Annotated in this window: 15 protein-coding genes; 11 read left to right on the top strand and 4 right to left on the bottom strand. The window is 59.2% G+C overall.

What is annotated here, in order from left to right:
• The first annotated feature begins 9 nt into the window (after nt 1–9).
• From choW to fdhA, 9 genes are all read left to right on the top strand, one after another.
• Nucleotides 10–858: a choline ABC transporter permease subunit gene (gene choW / locus BLR20_RS21095; RefSeq protein ID WP_170846044.1), complete on the top strand. Its 849-nt coding sequence runs from the start codon at nt 10–12 to the stop codon at nt 856–858.
• Nucleotides 855–2,033 (top strand): choline ABC transporter ATP-binding protein, encoded by a 1,179-nt coding sequence (gene choV / locus BLR20_RS21090; protein WP_054994459.1) that lies wholly within the window; start codon nt 855–857, stop codon nt 2,031–2,033. The genes choW and choV overlap by 4 nt, the downstream gene beginning before the upstream one ends.
• Before the next feature lie 260 nt (nt 2,034–2,293).
• Complete coding sequence (glyA, locus tag BLR20_RS21085; RefSeq protein WP_010435878.1) at nt 2,294–3,547, top strand: serine hydroxymethyltransferase; 1,254 nt, start codon at nt 2,294–2,296, stop codon at nt 3,545–3,547.
• Between the two features lie 17 nt (nt 3,548–3,564).
• Nucleotides 3,565–4,815, top strand: a complete 1,251-nt coding sequence (locus BLR20_RS21080; protein ID WP_003316161.1) for a sarcosine oxidase subunit beta family protein — start codon at nt 3,565–3,567, stop codon at nt 4,813–4,815.
• 15 nt (nt 4,816–4,830) lie between these two features.
• The gene (locus tag BLR20_RS21075) at nt 4,831–5,127 is read left to right on the top strand and encodes a sarcosine oxidase subunit delta (RefSeq protein WP_003316160.1); all 297 of its coding nucleotides are present in this window, start codon (nt 4,831–4,833) and stop codon (nt 5,125–5,127) included.
• Entirely contained in the window at nt 5,124–8,144 is a 3,021-nt protein-coding gene (locus tag BLR20_RS21070) for a sarcosine oxidase subunit alpha (RefSeq protein ID WP_054992485.1), read from the top strand. Before BLR20_RS21075 ends, BLR20_RS21070 begins: the two co-directional genes overlap by 4 nt.
• A 50-nt stretch (nt 8,145–8,194) precedes the next feature.
• The gene (locus BLR20_RS21065) at nt 8,195–8,827 is read left to right on the top strand and encodes a sarcosine oxidase subunit gamma (protein ID WP_010435867.1); all 633 of its coding nucleotides are present in this window, start codon (nt 8,195–8,197) and stop codon (nt 8,825–8,827) included.
• Nucleotides 8,828–9,032: 205 nt separating this feature from the next.
• Complete coding sequence (purU, locus tag BLR20_RS21060) at nt 9,033–9,890, top strand: formyltetrahydrofolate deformylase (protein ID WP_054992484.1); 858 nt, start codon at nt 9,033–9,035, stop codon at nt 9,888–9,890.
• Between the two features lie 49 nt (nt 9,891–9,939).
• Nucleotides 9,940–11,139: a formaldehyde dehydrogenase, glutathione-independent gene (gene fdhA / locus BLR20_RS21055; protein ID WP_010435863.1), complete on the top strand. Its 1,200-nt coding sequence runs from the start codon at nt 9,940–9,942 to the stop codon at nt 11,137–11,139.
• A gap of 88 nt (nt 11,140–11,227) precedes the next feature.
• On the opposite strand, the gene BLR20_RS28155 is transcribed toward fdhA, so the two are convergent.
• Together BLR20_RS28155 and BLR20_RS21045 are read right to left on the bottom strand one after the other, a co-directional pair.
• Nucleotides 11,228–12,307 carry an RHS repeat-associated core domain-containing protein gene (locus tag BLR20_RS28155; protein ID WP_235809979.1) on the bottom strand — a complete coding sequence of 360 codons (1,080 nt, stop codon included), beginning with the start codon at nt 12,305–12,307 and terminating at the stop codon, nt 11,228–11,230.
• Nucleotides 12,308–12,450: 143 nt separating this feature from the next.
• On the bottom strand, nt 12,451–18,279 hold the full coding sequence (locus tag BLR20_RS21045; protein WP_054992483.1) for a hypothetical protein: 5,829 nt from the start codon (nt 18,277–18,279) through the stop codon (nt 12,451–12,453).
• A 235-nt stretch (nt 18,280–18,514) separates the two neighbouring features.
• On the opposite strand from BLR20_RS21045, the gene BLR20_RS21035 reads away from it, so the two are divergent.
• Nucleotides 18,515–19,078: a DUF2780 domain-containing protein gene (locus BLR20_RS21035; protein ID WP_032612287.1), complete on the top strand. Its 564-nt coding sequence runs from the start codon at nt 18,515–18,517 to the stop codon at nt 19,076–19,078.
• Here the strand turns inward: BLR20_RS21035 and BLR20_RS21030 are convergent.
• Both BLR20_RS21030 and BLR20_RS21025 read right to left on the bottom strand, forming a co-directional pair.
• Nucleotides 19,058–20,122 (bottom strand): RHS repeat-associated core domain-containing protein, encoded by a 1,065-nt coding sequence (locus tag BLR20_RS21030; protein WP_054992481.1) that lies wholly within the window; start codon nt 20,120–20,122, stop codon nt 19,058–19,060. The two genes, BLR20_RS21035 and BLR20_RS21030, sit on opposite strands and share 21 nt — an antisense overlap.
• A gap of 71 nt (nt 20,123–20,193) precedes the next feature.
• Nucleotides 20,194–21,087, bottom strand: coding sequence for an acyltransferase (locus BLR20_RS21025; RefSeq protein ID WP_010435852.1), 894 nt, complete (start codon nt 21,085–21,087; stop codon nt 20,194–20,196).
• Nucleotides 21,088–21,280: 193 nt separating this feature from the next.
• On the opposite strand from BLR20_RS21025, the gene rloA2 reads away from it, so the two are divergent.
• Entirely contained in the window at nt 21,281–21,784 is a 504-nt protein-coding gene (gene rloA2 / locus BLR20_RS21020) for a retropepsin-like aspartic peptidase RloA2 (RefSeq protein ID WP_010435849.1), read from the top strand.
• Nucleotides 21,785–21,890: the final 106 nt, after the last annotated feature.

The raw sequence follows: 21,890 nt of genomic DNA, 5'->3' as shown, positions 1-21,890 counted from the left end.
ACACCCGAAATCATGCTGACTGACCATAAAATCCCTCTGGGCGAGTACATCGCCGCATTTGTCGATTGGTTGACGGCCAATGGCGCCGACTACTTCGACGCAATAGCCTCGACACTGGAAATGATGATCCACGGGTTCACTTTCGCGCTGACCTGGTTCAATCCATTCGTACTGATCGGCCTTATCGCCGCCCTCGCGCACTTCATCCAGCGCAAGTGGGGCCTGACGGTTTTCGTCATCCTTTCGTTTCTGCTGATCCTCAACCTGCATTATTGGCAGGAGACCATGGAAACCCTGGCGCAAGTGCTCTTCGCCACGCTGGTCTGTGTCGTCATCGGCGTGCCGCTGGGCATCATTGCCGCGCACAAGCCGCTGTTCTACACCATCATCAGGCCGTTACTCGACCTGATGCAGACCGTGCCCACCTTCGTCTATCTGATTCCGACACTCACGCTGTTCGGTCTGGGCGTGGTACCCGGCCTGATATCGACGGTGGTTTTCGCCATTGCCGCGCCGATTCGCCTGACCTACCTGGGTATCCGCGATGTGCCTCAGGAGCTGCTGGATGCCGGCAAGGCGTTCGGCTCGTCACGCCGCCAGTTGCTGACGCGCATTGAACTGCCTTACGCGATGCCCAGCATTGCCGCCGGGATTACCCAGTGCATCATGCTGTCATTATCGATGGTGGTCATCGCGGCCCTGGTGGGCGCCGACGGCTTGGGCAAACCTGTGGTCAACGCACTGAACACGGCCGACATCGCGCTCGGTTTCGAAGCCGGTCTGGCAATCGTATTGCTGGCCATCATGCTCGACCGTATCTGCAAACAACCCGAAGCCAAGGTAGGGTCCGACGCATGAGTATCATCAAATTCGACAAGGTAGACGTCATCTTCTCCAAGGACCCGCGTGAAGCCCTCAAGCTGCTCGACGAAGGCCTCACGCGTGATCAGATCCTCAAGAAAACCGGACAGATCGTCGGCGTCGAAAGCGCCAGTCTGGATATCGAAAAAGGCGAAATCTGCGTCCTGATGGGCCTGTCGGGCTCCGGCAAATCCAGCCTGTTGCGCTGTATCAACGGTCTCAATACCGTCAGCCGCGGCTCACTGTTCGTCGAGCATGAAGGCTCGCAGATCAACATCGCCAACTGCAGCGCAGCCGAACTGAAAATGATGCGCACCAAGCGCATTGCCATGGTCTTCCAGAAATTCGCCCTGATGCCCTGGCTGACGGTGCGCGAGAACATCAGCTTCGGCCTGGAGATGCAGGGTCGCCCCGAAAAGGAACGGCGCAAGCTGGTGGATGAAAAGCTCGAGCTGGTTGGCCTGACCCAATGGCGCAACAAGAAGCCCGACGAACTGTCTGGCGGCATGCAGCAACGAGTGGGCCTGGCACGGGCACTGGCGATGGACGCCGACATCCTGCTGATGGACGAACCGTTCTCGGCGCTCGACCCCCTGATCCGCCAGGATTTGCAGGACGAACTGCTCGCCCTGCAAACCAAGTTGAGCAAGACCATTGTGTTCGTCAGCCACGATCTGGATGAAGCACTGAAGCTCGGCAGCCGGATCGCCATCATGAAAGACGGCCGTATCGTGCAATACAGCGTGCCGGAGCAGATCGTGCTCAATCCGGCAGATGAATACGTGCGCACCTTCGTTGCACACACCAACCCGCTCAACGTGCTGTGCGGGCGCAGTCTGATGCGCACCGTCGACGAGTGCACCCACGTCGACGGTTCGGTGTGCCTGGACCCGAGCGGCGACTCATGGCTCGATCTGGCCGAAGGCAATGTGATCAAAGGCGCGCGGCAAGGTGCCACGGCCCTTGACCTGCAGAACTGGACCCCCGGTCAGGACGTCGCCACTCTGGATAGACGCCCTACGCTTGTGCATTCCAACATCGGCATGCGCGACGCGCTGCAGATCCGCTACCAGACCGGCAACAAACTGGTCCTGCAGGACGGCAATAAAGTGGTCGGCATTCTGGGTGATACCGAGCTGTATCACGCATTGCTGGGCAAAAACCACGGCTGACAAGGCCTGCAACCGACAAGCCCGCTCCACCGCGCTGGACTCATCCAGCCGGGAGCGGGCTTTTTTTCGTCCGCAGCCTTGTCACCCGGGCAACTCCCCTTCGGCTATTTCTGCTCCCTCAGCTGCCATGTCGTAAACGCACCTTTGTGTGGCGTCCATAGGCATTTGGCGTCTTCGGTCCAGCCATACCATCGCTCTCAGAGGGCTCTGTTCCGCCCGAACGACAAGTCAGGCGCCGCGCCGCCGCTGGGAGATCCGCGATGTTCAGCAAGCAAGACCAGATCCAGGGTTATGACGATGCACTGTTGTCGGCGATGAACGCCGAGGAGCAGCGTCAGGAAGACCATATCGAGCTGATCGCCTCGGAGAACTACACCAGCAAACGCGTGATGCAGGCGCAGGGCAGCGGCTTGACCAACAAGTACGCAGAGGGCTATCCCGGCAAGCGTTACTACGGCGGTTGCGAGCATGTCGACAAGGTCGAGCAACTGGCCATCGAGCGCGCCAAACAGCTGTTTGGCGCCGACTACGCCAACGTCCAGCCGCACTCCGGCAGTCAGGCCAACGCAGCGGTCTACCTCGCGCTGCTCCAGGCCGGCGATACCGTATTGGGCATGAGCCTGGCGCACGGCGGCCACCTGACCCACGGTGCCAAGGTCAGCTTCTCGGGCAAACTCTATAACGCCGTGCAGTACGGTATCGACACCGCGACCGGGCTGATCGATTACGACGAAGTCGAGCGCATTGCCGTCGAATGCCAGCCAAAAATGATCATTGCCGGGTTTTCTGCCTACTCCAAGACCCTCGACTTCCCGCGCTTCCGTGAAATCGCCGACAAGGTAGGCGCCTATCTGTTCGTCGACATGGCGCACGTTGCCGGTCTGGTTGCCGCCGGCCTTTACCCGAATCCGCTGCCCTACGCAGACGTAGTCACTACCACGACCCACAAGACCCTGCGCGGTCCACGTGGTGGCCTGATCCTGGCCAAGGCCAACGAAGAGCTGGAGAAGAAATTCAATTCCGCCGTCTTCCCCGGTGGTCAGGGCGGCCCGCTGATGCACGTCATCGCCGCCAAGGCCGTGTGTTTCAAGGAAGCCATGGAGCCCGCCTTCAAAGTCTATCAACAGCAGGTCATCGACAATGCGCAAGCGATGGCGCAGGTGTTCATCGACAGGGGCTTCGACGTGGTCTCCGGCGGCACCGACAACCATCTGTTTCTGGTCAGCCTGATCCGTCAGGGCCTGACCGGCAAAGACGCCGACGCGGCGCTGGGCCGCGCGCACATCACCGTCAACAAGAACTCGGTGCCCAATGACCCGCAGTCGCCATTCGTGACGTCCGGCCTGCGCATCGGCACACCGGCCGTGACCACTCGCGGCTTCATGGTGACCCAGTGCGTCGAGCTGGCAGGCTGGATCTGCGACATCCTCGACAACCTCGGGGATGCCGATGTCGAGGCCGACGTTGCCAGCCAGGTCGCCGCCCTGTGCGCCGATTTCCCGGTTTATCGCTGAGTCAGGAGTAGCCTCACATGCAGCATTACTCAGGCTTCGGCCTTCTCAAGCATTCCCTCAGCCACCATGAAAACTGGCAGCGCATGTGGCGCACGCCCACCCCGAAAAAGGTCTATGACGTGGTCATCGTCGGCGGCGGCGGGCACGGCCTGGCGACGGCCTATTATCTGGCCAAGGAGCACGGCATTACCAATGTGGCCGTGGTCGAAAAAGGCTGGCTGGGCGGCGGCAATACCGCGCGTAACACCACCATCGTGCGCTCCAACTACCTGTGGGACGAATCGGCCCACCTTTATGAACACGCGATGAAACTGTGGGAAGGCCTGTCCCAGGACCTGAACTACAACGTCATGTTCTCCCAGCGCGGCGTATACAACCTGTGCCACACCCTGCAGGACATGCGCGACTCCGAGCGCCGCGTCAGCGCCAACCGGCTTAACGGCGTGGACGGAGAATTGCTCAACGGCCAGCAGGTCGCCGAGGAAATCCCGTACCTGGACTGCTCGAAAAACACCCGTTACCCGATCATCGGCGCGACAGTTCAGCGCCGTGGTGGTGTCGCTCGTCACGATGCGGTGGCCTGGGGTTTCGCCCGTGCGGCAGACGCACTGGGCGTTGACCTGATTCAGCAGACTGAAGTCATCGGCTTTCGCAAGGAAAACGGCGTGTGCATCGGCGTGGAAACCAACAAGGGTTTCATCGGTGCAAAACGTGTCGGCGTGGTAACCGCCGGCAACTCCGGGCACATGGCCAAACTGGCAGGCTTCCGTCTGCCCATCGAATCACACCCGTTGCAGGCACTGGTCTCCGAGCCGATCAAACCGATTATCGACAGCGTCATCATGTCCAACGCGGTACATGGCTACATCAGCCAGTCCGACAAGGGCGACCTGGTGATCGGTGCCGGTATCGACAGTTGGGTCGGCTACGGCCAGCGCGGCTCGTACCCGGTGATCGAACACACCGTCCAGGCCATCGTCGAGATGTTCCCGGTGCTGTCCCGCGTGCGCATGAACCGTCAATGGGGCGGTATCGTCGACACCACCCCGGACGCCTGCCCGATCATTTCCAAGACCCCGGTGCCGAATATGTTCTTCAACTGCGGCTGGGGCACAGGCGGCTTCAAGGCCACGCCGGGCTCGGGCAACGTATTTGCCGCCAGCCTGGCCAAAGGCGAGATGCACCCGCTGGCAAAGCCGTTCTCAATCGACCGTTTCCACAACGGCGCACTCATCGACGAACACGGCGCTGCAGCCGTAGCCCACTAACAGGAGAACACGACCATGCTGCATATCTTCTGTCCTCACTGTGGCGAACTGCGCTCCGAAGAGGAATTCCACCCGTCCGGTCAGGCGCACATCCCGCGCCCGCTGGACCCCGGTGCCTGCACCGATGAGCAATGGGGCGACTACATGTTCTTTCGCGATAACCCGCGCGGCCTGCATCACGAACTGTGGATACACGCCGCCGGTTGCCGCCAGTATTTCAACATGACGCGCAACACCGTGACCTACGAGATTCTCGAGACCTATCCGATCGGTACCAGGCCGCAGTTCACGGATCAGGGAGACAAGGTATGAGCCAGACCCATCGCCTGCCCAACGGCGGCCGTATCAATCGCAGCAAGGTGCTCAACTTTACCTTCAACGGCCAGACCTACCAGGGCTTTGAAGGTGATTCGCTGGCCTCTGCCCTGCTGGCCAACGGCGTCGATATCATCGGCCGCAGCTTCAAATACTCCCGCCCGCGCGGCATCTTCGCAGCGGGTTCGGAAGAGCCCAATGCGGTGCTGCAGATCGGCGCGACCGAGGCGACGCAGATCCCCAACGTGCGTGCCACGCAACAGGCGCTTTATTCAGGGCTGGTCGCGACCAGCACCAACGGCTGGCCGAGCGTGAATACCGATGTCATGGGCATTCTGGGCAAGGTCGGCGGCAAGCTGATGCCGCCGGGTTTCTACTACAAAACCTTCATGTACCCGCAATCGTTCTGGATGACTTACGAGAAGTACATCCGCAAGGCTGCAGGCCTCGGTCGCTCGCCGACCGAGAACGACCCGGACAGCTACGACGCAATGAACCAGCACTGCGACGTGCTGATCGTCGGTGCGGGCCCGGCCGGTCTGGCTGCCGCACTGGCAGCAGGTCGCTCCGGTGCCCGGGTGATCATTGCCGACGAACAGGAAGAGTTCGGCGGCAGTCTGCTTGACAGCCGGGAAAGCCTGGACGGCAAACCCGCCGCTGAATGGGTATCGACGGTCGTTGCCGAGCTGAAAAGCCTGCACAACGTCACCCTGCTGCCGCGTGCAACGGTCAATGGTTACCACGATCACAATTTCCTGACCATCCACGAGCGCCTCACCGACCACTTGGGTGATCGCGCGCCGATCGGCATGGTTCGCCAGCGCATGCACCGGGTACGTGCCAAACGTGTGGTGCTGGCCGCCGGTACTCACGAGCGTCCGCTGGTCTATGGCAACAACGATGTGCCCGGCAACATGCTGGCCGGTGCCGTATCGACTTACGTTCGTCGTTATGGCGTGACACCGGGCAAGAAACTGGTGCTTTCCACCAACAACGATCACGCTTATCGCGTCGCTCTGGACTGGCTCGACGCCAGTCTGCACGTGGTCGCCATTGCCGATGCACGGCATAACCCGCGCGGCCCGCTGGTTGAGGAAGCGCGGGCCAAAGGCATTCGCATCCTGACCGGCAGCGCGGTCATCGAGGCCCGCGGCAGCAAGCGCGTGACGGCCGCCCGCGTGGCCGCCATCGACGTCAAGACGCACAGCGTGACCAGCCCCGGCGAATGGCTTGAATGCGACGTGGTTGCCAGCTCCGGCGGCTACAGCCCGATCGTGCATCTGGCCTCGCACTTGGGCGGTAAGCCGGTGTGGCGCGAGGACATCCTCGGCTTCGTGCCGGGCGAAGCACCGCAGAAACGTATCTGCGTAGGCGGCGTCAACGGCGTCTACAGCCTGGCTGACAGCCTGGCCGATGGCTTCGAAGGCGGCGTGCGCGCTGCCAGTGAAGCGGGCTTCAAGGTTGTCGAAGGTGTGATGCCCAAAGCCCTCAGCCGTGCTGAAGAGCCGACGCTGGCGCTGTTCCAGGTGCCGCACGAAAAAGGCACCGCACGCGCCCCCAAGCAGTTCGTTGACTTTCAGAACGACGTCACCGCCGCCGCCATCGAACTGGCAACACGCGAGGGTTTCGAGTCGGTCGAGCACGTCAAGCGCTACACCGCGCTGGGTTTCGGCACCGATCAGGGCAAGCTGGGCAACGTCAACGGTCTGGCCATCGCTGCCCGTTCGCTGAACGTGTCGATCCCGGAAATGGGCACCACCATGTTCCGCCCCAACTACACGCCGGTGACCTTCGGCGCGATAGCCGGGCGTCATTGCAAGCACATCTTCGAACCCGTGCGCTTCACTGCGCTGCATGCCTGGCATGTCAAAAACGGTGCCGAATTCGAGGACGTCGGCCAGTGGAAACGGCCGTGGTACTTCCCGAAGAACGGCGAGGACCTGCCGGCAGCCGTCGCTCGCGAATGCAAGGCGGTGCGCGACAGCGTCGGCCTGCTGGACGCTTCGACGCTGGGCAAGATCGATATTCAAGGCCCGGATGCACGCGAGTTCCTCAATCGCATCTACACCAACGCCTGGACCAAACTGGACGTCGGCAAGGCCCGCTACGGCCTGATGTGCAAGGAAGACGGCATGGTCTTCGATGACGGGGTAACCGCCTGTCTCGCTGACAACCACTTCCTGATGACCACCACCACGGGCGGCGCGGCGCGCGTCCTGCAATGGCTGGAAATCTATCAACAGACTGAATGGCCGGACCTGAAAGTGTATTTCACTTCAGTGACCGATCACTGGGCGACCCTGACGCTGTCCGGCCCCAACAGCCGCAAACTGCTCAGCGAAGTCACCGATATCGATCTGGGCCGTGAAGCCTTCCCGTTCATGACCTGGAAAGAAGGTCTGGTCGCCGGAGTGCCGGCCCGTGTATTCCGCATCTCGTTTACCGGCGAGCTGTCCTACGAGGTCAACATTCAGGCCGACTACGCCATGGGCGTCCTGGAAAAGATCGCCGCGGCGGGCAAGCAGTACAACCTGACGCCTTACGGTACCGAGACCATGCACGTTCTGCGCGCAGAGAAGGGTTTCATTATCGTCGGTCAGGACACCGATGGCTCAATGACGCCTGACGACCTGAACATGGGCTGGTGTGTCGGCCGTACCAAGCCGTTCTCCTGGATCGGCTGGCGCGGCATGAATCGCGAAGACTGCGTACGCGAACAGCGCAAGCAACTGGTCGGCCTCAAGCCGGTGGACCCTGCCAAATGGCTGCCGGAAGGCGCGCAACTGGTCTTCGACACCAAACAGACGATCCCGATGAGCATGGTGGGCCACGTGACCTCCAGTTACGCGCACAACTCGCTGGGCTATTCGTTCGCGATGGGCGTGGTCAAAGGCGGCCTGGCGCGTATGGGCGAGCGGGTATTCGCGCCTCTGGCCGATGGCAGCGTGATCGAAGCCGAGATCGTTTCTTCGGTGTTCTTCGATCCGAAGGGCGAGCAGCAGAACGTCGAGTAGTCCGCGGTGAGCCGATCATCCGCAGCACACAGAATTCAAGCAGGTGAATCATGAGCACAGCCAACGTTTACCAGCAGCGCCCGACCACCGACGTCAAAGCCGAGTCGCCGCTGTTCCATGCAAACCTCGACAGCCTGATTGGCAAGGGGCGCGCCAGCCCGGGGGTTTTCCTGCGCGAGAAAAAGCTGCTGGGGCATCTGACGATTCGTGGCAATGCCCACGATCCGGCTTTCGCCGCTGGCGTACACAAGGCGCTGGGCATGGAGTTGCCCGCCGCGCTGATGCTGGTCATCAGCGGCGAAAGCTCGCTGCAGTGGCTTGGCCCGGATGAGTGGCTGCTGATCGTGCCAAGCGGCGAAGAGTTCGCTGCAGAACAGCGGCTGCGGGCCGAACTGAGCGGACAACACATCGCTATCGTCAATGTCAGCGGCGGGCAATCGATCCTTGAACTGAGCGGGCCGAAGGTGCGCCAGGTACTGATGAAGTCCACCAGCTACGACGTGCACCCGGACAACTTCCCGGTGGGCAAGGCAGTCGGCACCGTGTTCGCCAAGTCGCAACTGGTAATCCGCCGGACCGGTGAAGAAACCTGGGAGCTGCTGGTCCGCCGCAGCTTCTCGGATTACTGGTGGTTGTGGTTGCAGGATGCGAGTGCCGAGTACGGGCTGAGCGTTCAAGCGTGAAGCGCCGGGGACCGGGGCTGAAACCGCAGCGGCAGTCTCAATGAAGACTCCTGCGGGAGCATTGGCACGATAGCCGAAACGGTGACTATCGTCCCCACGCTCCGCGTGGGAATGCAGTTCCGGACGCTCTGCGTCCTGCTTGAGCAAGCTGGCTGACACTGTCAGTCAGATTTGCGGATAACGAATACTCTGGAGCATTCATTTAATGAGCCGCGCGCCCGACACATGGATTTTGACCGCCGACTGCCCCAGCATGCTCGGCACGGTAGACGCAGTGACGCGCTTTCTGTTCGAGCAGGGTTGCTACGTCACAGAGCACCACTCCTTCGATGACCGTCTCTCGGGACGCTTCTTCATCCGTGTGGAATTTCGTCAGCCCGAGGCTTTCGACGAACACGCGTTCAGGGCCGGTCTGAGTGAGCGCAGTGAAACGTTCGGCATGATCTTCGAACTCACGGCGCCCAACTACCGACCAAAAGTAGTGATCATGGTCTCGAAAGCCGATCACTGCCTCAATGACCTGCTCTATCGCCAGCGTATCAATCAACTGTCCATGGACGTGGTCGCGGTGGTGTCCAATCACCCTGATCTTGAGCCACTGGCTGGCTGGCACGGCATTCCGTACTACCATTTCCCCCTGGACCCCAACGACAAGCCCGCGCAGGAAGCCAAAGTCTGGCAGGTCATCGAAGAGTCTGGTGCAGAACTGGTGATTCTTGCCCGCTACATGCAGGTCCTGTCCCCGGACCTGTGTCGCAAGCTGGATGGCAAGGCGATCAATATCCACCACTCGTTGCTGCCCGGCTTCAAAGGCGCCAAGCCTTACCATCAGGCTTACAACAAGGGGGTGAAACTGGTCGGTGCCACGGCGCATTACATCAACAACGATCTGGACGAAGGTCCGATCATTGCCCAAGGCGTGGAAGTGGTCGATCACAGTCACTATCCCGAAGACCTGATCGCCAAGGGTCGAGACATCGAAGGCCTGACACTGGCCCGCGCGGTGGGTTATCACATCGAACGGCGGGTGTTCCTCAACGCCAACAGGACGGTGGTTTTATAGCTGCAACTGCTTCTCTCTGCTCCACCACAATAAAAGCGAGGTGACATGTATGTCTGGTAATCGCGGTGTAGTGTATCTCGGCGCTGGCAAGGTCGAAGTGCAATCAATTCCTTTCCCGAAAATGGAAGACCCACGCGGCAAGCGCATCGAACACGGCGTTATCCTGCGCGTGGTCTCCACCAATATCTGCGGCTCCGACCAGCACATGGTACGTGGCCGCACCACGGCGCAGACCGGGCTGGTGCTCGGTCATGAAATCACCGGCGAGGTGCTGGAAGCCGGTCGTGACGTGGAACATCTGAAAGTCGGTGATCTGGTTTCCGTACCATTCAACGTGGCGTGCGGTCGCTGCCGCAGCTGCAAGGAACAGAACACCGGCGTCTGCCTGACGGTCAATCCGGCGCGTCCCGGTGGTGCCTATGGTTATGTGGACATGGGCGATTGGGTTGGTGGCCAGGCTGAATACGTGCTGGTGCCTTACGCGGACTTCAACCTGCTAAAACTCCCGGACCGCGACGCGGCGATGGAAAAAATTCGCGACCTGACCTGCCTGTCCGACATCCTGCCCACCGGTTATCACGGTGCAGTGACTGCAGGGGTTGGGCCTGGTAGCACGGTTTATGTAGCCGGCGCGGGCCCGGTCGGCCTGGCTGCCGCGGCGTCAGCACGCTTGCTGGGTGCAGCGGTGGTAATCGTCGGCGACGTCAACCCGACACGCCTGGTTCACGCCAAGGCCCAGGGCTTCGAAATTGCCGACTTGTCCCAGGACACACCCTTGCACGAACAGATCGCTGCCCTGCTCGGCGAACCTGAAGTGGATTGCGCCATCGATGCCGTAGGCTTCGAGGCACGCGGTCACGGCCATGCTGGCGCTCAGGCCGAAGCACCTGCGACCGTTCTCAACTCGTTGATGGGCGTAGTGCGCGTCGCAGGCAAGATCGGCATACCCGGCCTGTACGTCACCGAAGACCCGGGAGCCGTGGACGCCGCTGCAAAAATGGGCAGCCTGAGCATTCGCTTCGGCCTGGGCTGGGCCAAATCCCACAGCTTCCATACCGGCCAGACCCCAGTCATGAAATACAACCGCCAGTTGATGCAGGCGATCATGTGGGACCGTATCAAGATCGCCGACATAGTGGGTGTCGAGGTGATCAGTCTGGATGATGCTCCGCGGGGGTATGGCGAGTTTGATTCGGGCGTACCGAAGAAGTTTGTGATTGATCCGCATAGGTTGTTTAGTGCATCTTGACCACCCGCAGAATGGGTAGCTCATAGTTACCCATTCCACATCCAACTCCAGCAACACTCAACTAAAACCCACATTCAAACTGCTTACTTTAAAGCTCAGTAAGCTGATGGACTACAGGCTTATAGCTGAATTCTTTAAACTTGAAAGAGCCAGGCGCATGAACATTCTTCTTAACAATATTCAGCCCCTTGTCATATTGGTTTTTACCGCCATCCAGCCAGCGAATAGAGTCAGACTTATTAGTAATCATTGATGCTATCTTCTCTGGCCCACGATCGACGAACACTTTCGAAATATAGCTTTTAACAGGCTTTTGTGTAATTTCCGAAAAAAGGGCTGCAAAAGAGCCACTCCCTTCTGAACCTGAATTGCACATGACCAATCTTATTTTCTGATACTTATCAAAGTCAATACCAGACGTCGCCGCTAAGTGATTTAGCTGATCGGGACTAAAGTTTCTGTCTGCTGTTATAATTGGATGATACCCATGCTCTTTTACCCTATTGCCGTGCCCAAAGAAATTAATTCTTTTTGCCCCGTTTGCGGTGTCTTCAAAAACCACTATATCTTCTGAGATAACTTTCAGGTTTTTGATCGGCTTAGGTTTAAAAAAACGCATAACTTTCAACAGTGGCCTGAGAAGCGAGGGCACATGCCCGTTCGCGTCCATCCGATTAACCGGATCCCCCCCACAGTACCCATACGCATTCAACCCACCCTCGCCAAACGGACTCAAACTGTCCGGACTGTTGAACCTCATCAACACCGGATTGAATGCTCTGTATCCGTTCCCCAGCAAATAGTGTCCCGTCACCGGATCAACCCGCTGGCCTGTAAAACCCGGCAGGTTCATTGGCCCTGCTGCCGGGTGATGATCGCCGTAAGGCATATAGGCAAACGCCAGGCCCTGGGCGGCGATCACGGTTTGCTGCTGATCGGTCGCCAGCAAGGCGCAATCGCTCTGATTGTTTTCCATACGCCATTGCGCCAGCAGATACTCATCCGTGCGCAGAAGTGTGTACTGGATCTGCCCCTGAATTTGCGTAGCCAGGCGACTCTTCTGATAAAAAAGCCGATTGTCGCCCTGCCCGGCAGGCGCGCAATCGGCCAGGCGATCCAATCCGTCGTAGCGGTAGACACAAAGTACTGATTGCCCAGACGAAGCCATGATGTCACTCCTTTGAGGTAACCCTATGGCAGCAAGTCTGGGCTGACTCCCTGCTTTCGCCCAGCTAGCAGAACTACTAGGCTGTTTCGCCTGCGGGACCAAAAAGCGCCGGGGCACAAGCCTCCAGCGCCCCGGATAACGCCTTACTCCCGCACAGGCCTCACCAATACCGAGTAGTAATGCTCCTGCACATAGGCGTTGCTGTCAGGCTCCGGTGTCCCGCGCATGCTGTCGATTGACGGGAAAAGCCCAAGATTCCAGTTACGTCTGGCGGGCAATTGCGGCGTGACTCCGTTTTGATCGGGTTCACGTGCGGGCTCGGACAAATCCGAGGCCAGCACGCCTATAATCTGCCCGTTCTGATCCAGTACTTTCCCGGCCACGAACATGAAATGAAACGGGTAGTCCGATGACGGACTGCCCTCCAGCTCACCTCGCTCGATGAAGCCAATACCCTCACCCACTTCGGGAAATGACCGCTCGCCGACAAAGTAGTCAGAGTGGCCGCGTGCATTTATCCAGGTATCGAGCGCTGTCGTCGTGATATTCAGGCTCACCGGCTGGCCATCCTGCAGGGCGACGACTTCGACATTGGGCACCACTGGGGCCGGATCGCCCAGACGCTCGCCCTTGTAATCGAACGGTACTTGCCCGCCGGCATATTTCGATACCAGAAACTCGGTACTGGAAATGCAGCTTTCAGGCACCGCTGCCTTGGCTTCGAGCCTCACATAACCGTCACGATCTGCTGCGATGGAGTGGAACAGCTTCGATGGCACATTAAGCTTGCCGGGTACCGGAACACCGTCGTTCATGATGTGCAGGTCTTCATGGTGAACCTGAAGCGTTCCGCTTGTTGTGTCATGAGCAGAATGGGACTCGTGGGTTGCCAGGCTACCGGCCAGCCGCCGGGTGCGAATGCTACAGATCATCTGATCGATGACATGGCCGCCCTTGAGCGCTGGCCGGTTGATCAGCGTGAACTCATGCCCGCCGATGTGACGCACCCAGGGCAGTGCCAGAGGCTCGGCTCGCGACCGCCCCTGCGGCGGTACCAGCAGAAACACCCCGTTGCGCTCATCCCAGTCTGCCCGGTAGATTCTGCCGTTATCCAGCTTGATGTAGTCACGCCCCTCGATCGAATAACTGCCGCGCTTTGGCCCACTGCTGACCGCTTCGGCGGCGGACAGATCGACAACCGCGCTGGCGATCCCCACGCCTCGGGTTCGCTCGGGATAAATGGCATCGTCGATGTGCAACTGCAGCTGCGCGCCGCTCAGGTATGCATGCTCGACCGGCTGCTCGAGGCTGGTCACCGACTCATAGGTGTAGCCGCGCTGGGAGGAGAGAAAAATGCGTCGGGCATCGGTTTCGCAGACATCGTCGAGGGACAGCACGGCGATACTTTCAATTCTCGACGGGTCGGTAAAACAGGCTTCGACATGATCGATGACAGACCCCGAATGACTCAGGTAAAACTCGTCGTGCAGATGCCCAGCCAGCATGCCGAGATGCCTGGCAGGCGAATGGGCGAACCAGGCTTTCTCTCCTGACTTCAGGCTGACCTCTGCCATCATCAGGTTGTTCCGGGCCAGCTTCTCCTGAAGCTGAGTGACGAAGGCGCTCCGCTCGCTGGCGAGCGGCGGAATGTTTTCCTGTGCAGCCAGAAGCGGCTCGTTCAGACGAAGCTGTCTGAGGATATTTCCCCCCAGGCTCAACTCCCGGGATCTCGATGCCGCGCCCCATTCAATGGTATTGCCCAGTAAGGTATTGGCCAGCGCCGCCTGATTACGCGCAGCAAATAGAATGGCCAGTTCCTCGGGGGTATCGAGTACATAAAAGGGATTTTCCACCGTGGTAATGGACGAGGGCAGCCGCGATTTGATTTTGGCCACAGCGTCGATGTTCCTGGCAACCCACTGAGGGTTGCGTGCATAGGCTTCGTTCGCTGCCTTCGAGCCGTAGAACAGCTCCAGCGCAAAGTCATCATGGGCAATCCCGTTGCGATAATCCGACTGGTCGCGCCACAGGTGGGGCAACGCCCGTTTGGGATCGGCTTGCGGGCTGATTTTCTGCAGGGTCAGGGCAATGGGTTGCTGATCATGCAACGTATCGCCCGGTGCCAGCGCCAGGAAGCTATCAATGGGCACCGTGCCGCGATAGTGAACGCCGCGATCCGCCTCGATCACCAGCTCCTGCCCACGGCCATCACTGAGCGTCGCCAAAACACCCGCCACGGTCTTTCTGCCGGCCAGACCTTGCAACGTGTCGCTTATCCGAACGGTCACGAACATGCCCTGAGCCGCGACAATCTGTGCCTGAATTTCAGGCTTGTAGCTCGGGATGGCAGGCAACACCCTGGCGACTTCCATGCGACTGCCGTCAGCGCGAATGAAGGCGGTAGTCTCCACTTCGGTGCCTGCATGTTCGAGCACCTCGACGTGGCCATTACGCTCGGTGACATATTTGTGCTCGATCACGCCAAGCGCCATAGTCTGCCGGCTTGCCCCGCTATCCAGGTCAATGACCCGGACGGGGGCTGCTTCAAGCGTCGCCACGCAGTTGTCATACCAACTGACCGTGTTGGCGGGAGCCAGAAAACGCTCCGGACGGCCGCTGAAGCCAACCGGAAAATCTTCGGTGTGGGCAAACCGTGAAAGTTGCGGGGCGTCGACCGTTGACTGCGGATGCCTGCGCCATTGCCCTGCTTCCAGGTCCAGCGCATACAGCGGTCGCAATTCCGCACCCGCCATTGCGCTGAGCGCCCGGCAGGCATGGCCGTTCAGCATGTAGATCTTCTCGCTTATTCCACCCAGCAGCACCGCCCGAGCGCCACCCTCGACCATCGCGTTGCCGTTCCAGTCGATGCGCATGATTTTCCTGCCCGTCGGCCGCTCGGATATCTGCCCATCCTCGGCAACCCGCCAGAGTGAGCTGCTTGTGGATGGCCGACGCCTCGCCAAGTATTCGCCCCCAGCTTCGCGCTCAATGGCATCGCCGTGCTCGTTGCGTCGAACCGTTTCGGTCAAATCAGACCTGTCAGACACAGCGTGCTCGCTGACAGTCTGTTGGTAATGCCGTATCGCGGACCGGAGCCCTTTCACTGCCGATATACCGCAGTGCAGCGCCGAACGCAGGCCGACCAGCATAAAGCCGAAGTTCTTCACAGACTCCTCGTAGTCGTTGGACTTGATCGACTCGCCGAGGGCCTGGACCTGCTGGCTCATCGTCCAGATATTGGTGCCTTGCAGCATCAGCACACCCAGCACCCTGGGAGGGACCGTGCGCATTTTGCACAGCACCAGCTCGGCAATGATGTTGAGTGCATCCATCGAAATGCCTTCGTCGTTACCGTCGTAAATATCGAATCCCAGGTTGATGAAGTTGCCCAGCACAGGAATCAGTCCGCCGACCTGATGCACCAGTTGCAGCACATGCTGCGCGCTGGTCGACATGTTCTGAATATCATCGTCGTTGGCTCGGGCGCTCAACATCTGCCGGAACGCCAGAGCACTGGCTTCAAGCCGGACCTTCTCGTCGGCGCTCAATAACTCGATGCAATGAACCGGTCTGTCACTGTCCGACAGCACGGCGCCTTCCAGAGTCTGCAGGCGCTCGGCGGCAGTGCCGGAGACCAGCACCAGCCGCTCGGCCTCCAGCGCCCGGTAGGTTTCGGTGGCCTGGATGGCGTAGTTCTCGGCCTCGAGCCTGAACGCTGCCTGGGGTGTGGTCATTTGAGCAGGCAGATGAGCGTTGTTGACGAAGGCAATGTTCGCGTCGAATAAACCGGTCAGCTTCGCTTGCAGCACGTCCAGGCTTGCGGTGTAGCGGGTTTTATCGGCGAGCGCCTGAGCCAGCTGCCCGAGCCGCTCATCACGATTGTCGGCAAGCGCCAGCTCGCGGCGCAGGTCTTCGTCATACACCACACTCAGCAGTGTTCGATAACCGGCCGACTCTTCATGCTTGAAAAACGTGCCGGTATTGATCCAGCCGGCCTGGTAACTGATATCGAACGAAGACCGCGCAACTACCGGCCAACAGGATTCGTTCAGCCCCAGATAACGGCACAGTTCACGCGCCACGAACTCCGGCTGGGTAGGCTGCAGAACGACTTGCAGTCGCTGTTGATCCTCGAGGTTCTCTGCAATCACTCTGTAGTAGGTGTTGACTGCATCATTCAAGCGCTGGGTGTAGGCCGTCTGACGCTGTGCTTCCGGCAAAGCCGGCAGGTCCTCCTGGTAATGTGTCAGCAGATAACTGACCGCGCGCTGCAATGTCGCAGACTGGCCGACGTCCCACTGCGCCTCGCGCAACTCCTCGGTCAGCTCCATAAAGCGTGACCTGATCACGTCATAAGTCCCCAGTGCAAAAGGATCCACGAACAGAAACGGAGGTTCTTTGCTGCGGATATCGAAGGCTTCGATGTCGATATCGGTCAGCGGATGGCAACGCTGGACAGGATTGGGCACGATCACTTCCACAATCAGCCGCTCGATATTGATCGCCCCCTCGGCCTCGCCATAGCGAATAGTGTTGATCATGTAAGACGACAGTTCCTGGCGCGCCGCGTCGAAGTATCCGGGAAGATCCTTCTCGCGCCAGGGGTTGACGGTGTGCTGCTCGCGGTAGACATCGTGGTGGCCGTCGCTGTCGTAAACGACCAGTTTCAGAGTGATGCCACCGGCTTGCTGGAGCATTGCCAGCAGCGCGTTTTCGTTGTCTTGCAGCGACGCACCGAAATGTCGGTAGCTGTTCAGCAAGGTGCGGCATCGACCAAGATGCCACTGCATCTCCTTCTCCAGCTCAAGGTCGATGACAGCATAATCGTCCGTGCCGTGCGCCTGGACCTTATGCTGCCGAAAGGTGTAGACCTGCGATGTATCGAGCAGGAAACGCTGGTGTTCTGCGAGGGTAAAAGGCAACGCGGGCGTCATCACTGCGGGGTGGACTTCGCTCTCCCCGGGCAAAAGCGCAGTGATCGCCTGCAGCAGATCGTCTCGGGTGGCTGCCAGAGGAATCTCGACACCGTAGTAATGGAGCAGGCCATGCAGTGACATGCTTTGATCGTCGCGAATGGCCAGAATGCACCTGGCATCGGCCGACTCCAGATGCGGCGTCATCCGGGCCAGGCTGTCCGTGAGCCGGATGACCCGCAGGTGCAGATCTGACAGCGTGGCATACACAGGGTGCCGGCTCCCGGAAACGCCCTGCAGTCTCAACGAGTAAACCGGCCTGCCTGCATTCATCCTGACATGCAACACACAGGTGAAGGGCTGCCTGAAGTCGAAGCGGGTCGTATTGACCAGATCAAGAACGTAGCGCAGGTCTTTGCGGCGTACTCTGGGCAATAGATCTTCATCGGCATCGCCAGCCGAATGCACACCGGCGATAACCCGGAGCAACGCCTTGAACTGTTGCAATATCGAACCGCCAAAAGCGACCCCTGCAGACAGCGGCGAGTCGTCGGCAACGGCCACGAACACTCTGTCAGTCGCACAGTTGCCGGTCTTCACGTCCCGCAGGCGTGCGCGCAGCGTATTCAGCAACCTGGGGTAATCGCCCCGGGTGCGATCAATATGCCCGGTTCGAACACCTGGCGAATGTGACTCGCGCTGATGACTCTGCGCAATATCGAACGCCGCTTTGGCCAGTTCGTGCTCGGGGCCGGCCTCCGATGTTGACGAACCGACGGAACGGGTAACGCGTTCTGCGCTGTCGCCAAGCGCGTTCAGCTCATCGTCGAACAACATTGATTTCAGGCTACTCAAGAGTTCGAGGTCGTCTGCCCATCGTCCGAACGCGCTGGCGGCCCCGAGTACCTGGATCTCGTCCAGTAGCGTGAAACCTTCAGGCCGGGGCCGTTGCAGAATGGCGGCCAGTTGCTCGTTACCCTCAACCGCCAATACGTGCTGAAGACTTTCCCGTACGACAGTTGGCCTGGAAGGAAATGATGCAGTGTAGGTGTCGGTCATTGCTGATGCTCCGTGCATTCCAAATGACCGACACCATGCTGTTTCGCGGAAAAAGCCGGGTAATACATAGATGTTCTATCACTACGCCGGGCACCCAATGCGCAGGCTCGACGGTGCAGATCGGAAAGTCGCCGTTGTTGCTGCCCCGCGCCGGGAACAAGCTCCTGTTCCTCCAGTCAAAGCCTCTGCTTCATCGCCCACTCACGGGCGGTCCCGTTTCGATAAAGGTGACGCAATGAAAACTGCACGCGTAATGGCTTTGGCAACGTTGATGGCCGTGGCTGCAAGCCCTGCATTCGCCTTCAATCTGAATGACGCAGCGAATGCGGTCTCCAACGCCACCAATGGCAATCAGAAAGCCACGGCGGCACCCGAAGTCGCGGGGCTGCTCAATACCCTCGGTACGCAGCTCAATGTCACCCCGGAACAGGCGGTTGGCGGGACAGGCGCTCTGCTCGGGCTGGCGAAGAACAAACTGACCAGCACCGATTATTCGCAGTTGGCCAAATCCGTGCCGGGACTGGAGCAAATGTCCGGTACGTCCGCGCTGGACAGCCTGGGCGGCGCCAACGGGCTGGGCAGTCTGCTGGGTGGCAAGTCGGGCAATAGCTCGATGCTCAACAGCGCACTGGGCAACGTGCAGAGCATGGGTGATGTGAATAACGCCTTCAAGGCGTTGGGCATGGACAGCACAATGGTCAGCCAGTTTGCCCCGCTGATTCTGCAATACCTGGGACAGCAAGGCGCCAGTGGTTCGGCGTTGCAGAGTTTGAGTGGGTTATGGGGTGCCGGCAGTTAATCTGATATCCAGGGCTTTGCGTCTGGCGCTCCCGGTTAATGCCGATCCGGTTTTATAGAGTCTGTGATCATTCACGCCCTCGCCAAACGCACCTCCCAGATTGAAAGTGGTGCCGACGATACCGTCCGAGCGGGTGCGTGGATCAAGAATTTGTGGCATCCATTTCTCGGCTGCCGCCACATGGGCGCCGGTATTGCTCAGTTCTCCAGCATGCACTTTACGAGCTATTCCCAAGTAGTAGTCGGCATGTGATTGCGAAAGAGCGTCATTGAGATGGCTGGCAAGGTTGTCATTAACGGAATCAAGTTTATTGATAAACGCATTGTGCTTATCAAGTTCACCAAGGTTCTGCCCAAGATATTTTCTGACGCCCGTCACTTCTCCTGAAAAATCAGCATTTCTCGTCATGGCCTGACGAGATATCTCCATCACTTCGTCCACGTTTACTGTCAATGTCGCGGGTACACGAAAATTTCTAGCGCGCGTAAATGCCATTGCCAGCATCCTCAGAGGCCAATGCCCAGTCGGATCACTGTAGTTCACAGGATCTCCAACACAGTAGGCGTAGCTGTTCAGTCCACCCGCACCAAATGGGCTGAGCGTATCCGGACAGTTGAAGCGCATCAGCTTCGGGTTGTATGCCCGAATGCCATTTCCCAGGCCGTAATGCCCCGTTAGCGGGTCAAGCATCTGCCCGGTAAAACCAGGAGTACCCTGTGACGCCGTTTGCGAAGGTCTAAAACCGTAGGGGCTGTAGGCGAATGCCGTGTCTTGCGTGGCCTCGATGCTGCACAGCACTGAGTGCTGTTGATCAGTGGCAAGCACATCGAACAGAACCTGACCGGAGTCAACGCGGCGCAACGCCAGTAAGAGGTCTTCTGTCTGAACAACAGAATGGTGAGAGGCGCCCTGTATGGAGGTAGTCAGACGGCTCTCCCGATAGAATCGGCTGATAGACGCCTGTCCAGCAGGCGCTATGTAAGACAGCCGGTCCAGCGCGTCGTAGCGGTAGGTGCCAAGTGGAGAAGAGTTGAGCGTCAACATGGAAGTGGCCTCTCGCAGAACTGAAGGCCAGTTTCATCCGCCGTTTGAGTCTCGTCTACCTGTCAGAAATGTCAGTGCCCCGCCAGATCCAGCCGCAATGCCGCAATACGCGCATCTTTCTCGACCCAGAGCTGATTGACCCAACCCTGCACTTTCTCGCGAAACACAGGGTCGTTCTCGTAGTCGCCCTGCCACAGTGCGGGGTCCAGCTCGCGGGTCCTGATGTCGACGATCACTCTGGAGACCCGACCGCACAACATGTCCCAGAAACCGGGAATGCCTGAGCCGGGATACACAACCGTGACATCCAGAATGGCATCCAGTTGCTCGCCCATCGCCGCCAGCACGAAGGCAACGCCGCCGGCCTTGGGCTTGAGCAGATAGGTATGAGGCGAGCCCTGAGCGGCATGTTTGGCCGGAGTGAAGCGCGTGCCTTCCAGGTAGTTGACGATAGTCACTGGCTGGCGTTTGAACAGCTCGCAGGCGGCCTTGGTAATTTCCAGGTCCTTGCCCTTGAGTTCAGGGTGCCTTTCCAGAAAAGCCTTGCTGTAGCGCTTCATGAACGGGTAGTCCAGCCCCCACCACGCAAGCCCCAACAGCGGCACCCAGATCAGTTCTTTTTTCAGGAAGAACTTGAAGAACGGCGTGCGCCGGTTGAGTGCCTGGACCAGCGCGGGAATATCCACCCACGACTGATGATTGCTGATGACCAGGTAGGAAGTGTCACCACGCAGCCCTTCATCGCCACGAATGTCCCACTGCGTGGGTGTGCAGATGGCAAAGATGACCTTGTCGACCTCGGCCCAGGTTTCAGCGATCCACATCACTGCAGCTGAACAGCGATCGCGCATCCGGCCTCTGAACAGCAGCTTGAGCAACGCAAAAATCAATAGCGGGCCAATAAGCACCAGCGTATTGATCAGTAACAGCAAGGCAACAAAATAGCCGGTGAGCAGACGGCGCATGACGGACTCTTGAAGGTTCAGGGGCGGCAATAATAAAGACCCACGCGTTTTACGCCAATTACACAGGTGCTTACAAATGTTTCACGTCGCGACCTTTATGCTTACGTCACATTTATCACGACGAACCTACTGCAGGTTCGCTGTCTAAACCCGGGCGCCAATCGGGCGCTGACTATTGCGAGGAACCTCCCACGTGAAACCGATCCTGGCGCTATTGTCTTTGCTGGCCCTGCCGGTCATGGCTGCTGAACCGACGTTGTATGGTCGCTACGAGAACATCAAGGTTGCGGAAATAGGCCAGACCTTCAAAGCCAAGATGGACACCGGCGCACTGACCGCCTCGCTGTCGGCAAAGGACATTGAATTGTTCAAACGCGATGGCGATGACTGGGTACGTTTCCGCCTGGCAACCAAGGGTGCGGACAATAAGGTGTACGAGCACAAGGTCTCGCGAATCAGCAAGATCAAGGGACGCGCCGAAGGTGACGACGATGAAGACGAAGGCATCAACCCTGCCAAGCGCCCGGTCGTTGACCTGGAACTGTGCCTGGGCGACAAGAAGCGCACGGTCGAGGTCAACCTGGTGGACCGCAGCCACTTCAACTTCCCGCTGTTGATCGGTGCCAAGGCACTGCGCGAGTTCGACGCCGCGGTCAATCCGGCCCGTCGTTATACCGCTGACGAGCCGGATTGCTGAGGAACGATAAGCGCCCGCAAGAACACTATCGTGCCCATGCTCCGCGTGGGTATGCATTTCTGGACGCTCTGCGTCCTGTCTTGACTGTGCGGTGTGGCGCAGATCT

Origin of the sequence: Pseudomonas congelans (genome assembly GCF_900103225.1) — a bacterium.
Taxonomy (GTDB): Bacteria; Pseudomonadota; Gammaproteobacteria; order Pseudomonadales; family Pseudomonadaceae; genus Aquipseudomonas; species Aquipseudomonas congelans.
The sequence above is the reverse complement of the archived record's forward strand: the minus strand, read 5'-3'. Positions and strand labels throughout refer to the sequence as shown.